Source organism: Acinetobacter sp. P1(2025), assembly GCF_051390655.1.
Taxonomy (GTDB): domain Bacteria; phylum Pseudomonadota; class Gammaproteobacteria; order Pseudomonadales; family Moraxellaceae; genus Acinetobacter; species Acinetobacter junii.
Genome location: NZ_JBPKBJ010000146.1, coordinates 1 through 2,533 on the forward strand (window position 1 = coordinate 1; position 2,533 = coordinate 2,533).

Consider the following 2,533-nt stretch of genomic DNA (forward strand, 5'->3'; position numbering starts at 1 on the left):
GTAAGCGTCCGCTGAACACACCTTATGAATTCATCCTATAAGCCTTAATTTAGTCCCCACTTAAAAACAAGTGGGGACTAAAATTTATGACTACAAATCACCAGACATCCATCGCATCTCTTGCGAAAAAACGAAGAACATACAGTGCTGAATTTAAACAGCAGATCGTTCAGGCTTGTAAAGCACCGGACGTTTCAATTGCTTCGGTCGCTTTGCAACATGGATTGAATACAAATCTTGTATCCAAATGGATTCGCTTAATTGATGGTAAGCCAGGGAATGATCGCTCACCACTACCGAATAAACCTGCATTTATTGCCTTATCTTGCTCTGCACCATTAGATCCTACTCCTACTGACATGTTAACGGTTCAAATTACTTTACCCCACTCAAAAGCAGAAATTGGCTTGAAATGGCAAGTATCAGAAATATCTGCTTTAGCAGAATTACTCAAGGCACTTGCAACATGATCCGCATTGATGAAATCTGGCTTTCTACCCAACCTCTGGATATGCGAGCAGGGATGGATACTGTCATTGCTCAGGTGGTGAGAACCTTTGGCTCGATCAAGCCGCACTGTGCTTACCTGTTCTGTAATAAACGTGGTCATCGTATGAAAGTACTGGTGCATGATGGACTGGGCATCTGGCTGTGTGCCCGGCGGCTGGAACAGGGCAAATTTCACTGGGCTAAGCTTCACCAAGGTGAAACCGTGGCCCTCAGCCCGGAACAGTTACAGGCACTGATCCAGGGTTTGCCCTGGCAGCGCATTGGACGACAGCAGGTGGTGACGATGCTTTAAACCAGGCTGTTCCATTCCGCTATTCTCCAAACGTTCTATTTCATTCTTCTCATGACCTCAGGCATACTGCGGTCATGAATACGCTGCCTGACTTAAGCCAACTGACCCATGAACAACTGCTGGAATTTACCAGACAGTTGGCGCTGCAGCATCAGTCTCTAGCACAATCAAACCAGCAATTAGATGCCAGAGTTCAACATCTTGAAGTCACCAATCAGCAATTAGATTCTAAAGTTCAACATCTTTCTATTCTCAATCAAAAATACGAGCATGAACTCGCACTATTTAAACAGCACAAATTCGGCAGTAAAAACGAACATCTCACTGCAAAACAAATCCATCTCTGGGATGAAGCGGTTGAAGAAGATATTGCTGCTGTTGATCTGGAACTGGAACGGCTGAATGCAGATAAAACCGATGCAGCGACACAGAAAGCCAAAACCAATAAACCTAAACGTCGACTGCTGCCCGATCATCTACACACCATTCGTATTGAGCATGAACCAGCATCAACCCAATGCAGTTGTGGCTGCCAGTTACGTCGTATCGGCGAAGATATCAGTGAAAAACTGCATTTCAGACCGGCACAGTTCTATAAGGAACAGCATGTGCGTGGCAAATGGGTCTGTGATCAGTGTGACACCCTGACTCAGCAAGCGATGCCCGCCTATGTGATTGATAAAGGCATTGCTTCACCTGAACTGCTCAGCCATGTGCTGGTATCGAAGTATGCCGATCATTTGCCGCTGTACCGTCAGCGCCTGATCTATCAGCGGGCGGGCATTGATCTGTCCAGATCTACTTTATCTGACTGGATAGGTCGCTGCGGTGTGGAACTGGAACCTCTGGCCAATGCCTTAAAACAGGTGGTGCTGCAACAGCGGGTGATCCATGCAGATGAAACACCAGTCACCATTATGCGGATGGGTGATGATGAGAAAAAACCGAAGAAAGGTTATGTCTGGGCCTATGCCACTACACAGTACAATCCAGTTCAAGCGGTGATCTATGACTTTCAGGATAGCCGTTCAGGTCAGCATGCTGCAGAGTTCTTGAATGGCTGGCAGGGTTATCTGGTCTGTGATGATTACAGTGGTTATAAAGCACGCTTTAAATCAGGCGATGTCATTGAGGTGGGCTGCATGGCGCATGCACGTCGTAAATTCCATGAGCTACATGTGACTGGGAAAAGTCAGATCGCTGAACAGGCATTACTGATGATTCAGAAACTGTATGCGATAGAAGCCGAACTCAGGAAAAAGACCGATAGTACAGCAGAACACCGCCGCGAATACCGACAACAGCACAGCCAACCGGTGATGCAACAACTGTATGAATGGCTCAACCAACATTATCTGACGGTGCCATCGAGTTCTCCAACCGCCAAGGCCATCAATTACAGTCTGAAGCGTTGGCCAGCCTTAAGCCGCTATCTGGATGATGGCAATCTACCCATTGACAATAACTGGGCAGAGAACTCAATGCGCCCCTGGGCATTGGGCCGTAAGAACTGGTTGTTTGCAGGTTCGCTGCGCAGTGGACAGCGAGCGGCAAATATCATGACTTTAATCCAGTCAGCAAAGCTGAATGGGTTGGATCCGTATGCCTATCTCAGTGATGTGCTGAAAAGGCTGCCGACGCATAAAGCGACCCAAATAGAAGAATTACTGCCACATCGCTGGAAATCCAACTCAAATTAAAAAATAGGCATGGGGTTCAGCGGACGCTTAC

At 47.0% G+C, this 2,533-nt stretch carries 3 protein-coding genes; all 3 read left to right on the forward strand.

The window, feature by feature from the left end:
* Positions 1 to 86 precede the first annotated feature (86 nt).
* The 3 genes from tnpA to tnpC all read left to right on the forward strand — a co-directional run bounded on the left by tnpA (position 87) and on the right by tnpC (position 2,502).
* Positions 87 to 470: an IS66-like element accessory protein TnpA gene (gene tnpA, locus ACSC97_RS18045; RefSeq protein ID WP_004762545.1), complete on the forward strand. Its 384-nt coding sequence runs from the start codon at positions 87 to 89 to the stop codon at positions 468 to 470.
* Positions 467 to 802, forward strand: coding sequence for an IS66 family insertion sequence element accessory protein TnpB (gene tnpB, locus ACSC97_RS18050; RefSeq protein ID WP_157938043.1), 336 nt, complete (start codon positions 467 to 469; stop codon positions 800 to 802). Before tnpA ends, tnpB begins: the two co-directional genes overlap by 4 nt.
* Before the next feature lie 74 nt (positions 803 to 876).
* Positions 877 to 2,502, forward strand: a complete 1,626-nt coding sequence (gene tnpC, locus ACSC97_RS18055) for an IS66 family transposase (RefSeq protein ID WP_157938044.1) — start codon at positions 877 to 879, stop codon at positions 2,500 to 2,502.
* The last annotated feature ends 31 nt before the right edge of the window (positions 2,503 to 2,533 follow it).

Excerpts from the sequence above, each read along its gene's own strand:
- tnpA (WP_004762545.1), top strand. The coding sequence starts at position 87 with ATGACTACAAATCACCAGACATCCATCGCATCTCTTGCGAAAAAACGA.
- tnpB (WP_157938043.1), top strand. The coding sequence starts at position 467 with ATGATCCGCATTGATGAAATCTGGCTTTCTACCCAACCTCTGGATATG.
- tnpC (WP_157938044.1), top strand. The coding sequence starts at position 877 with ATGAATACGCTGCCTGACTTAAGCCAACTGACCCATGAACAACTGCTG.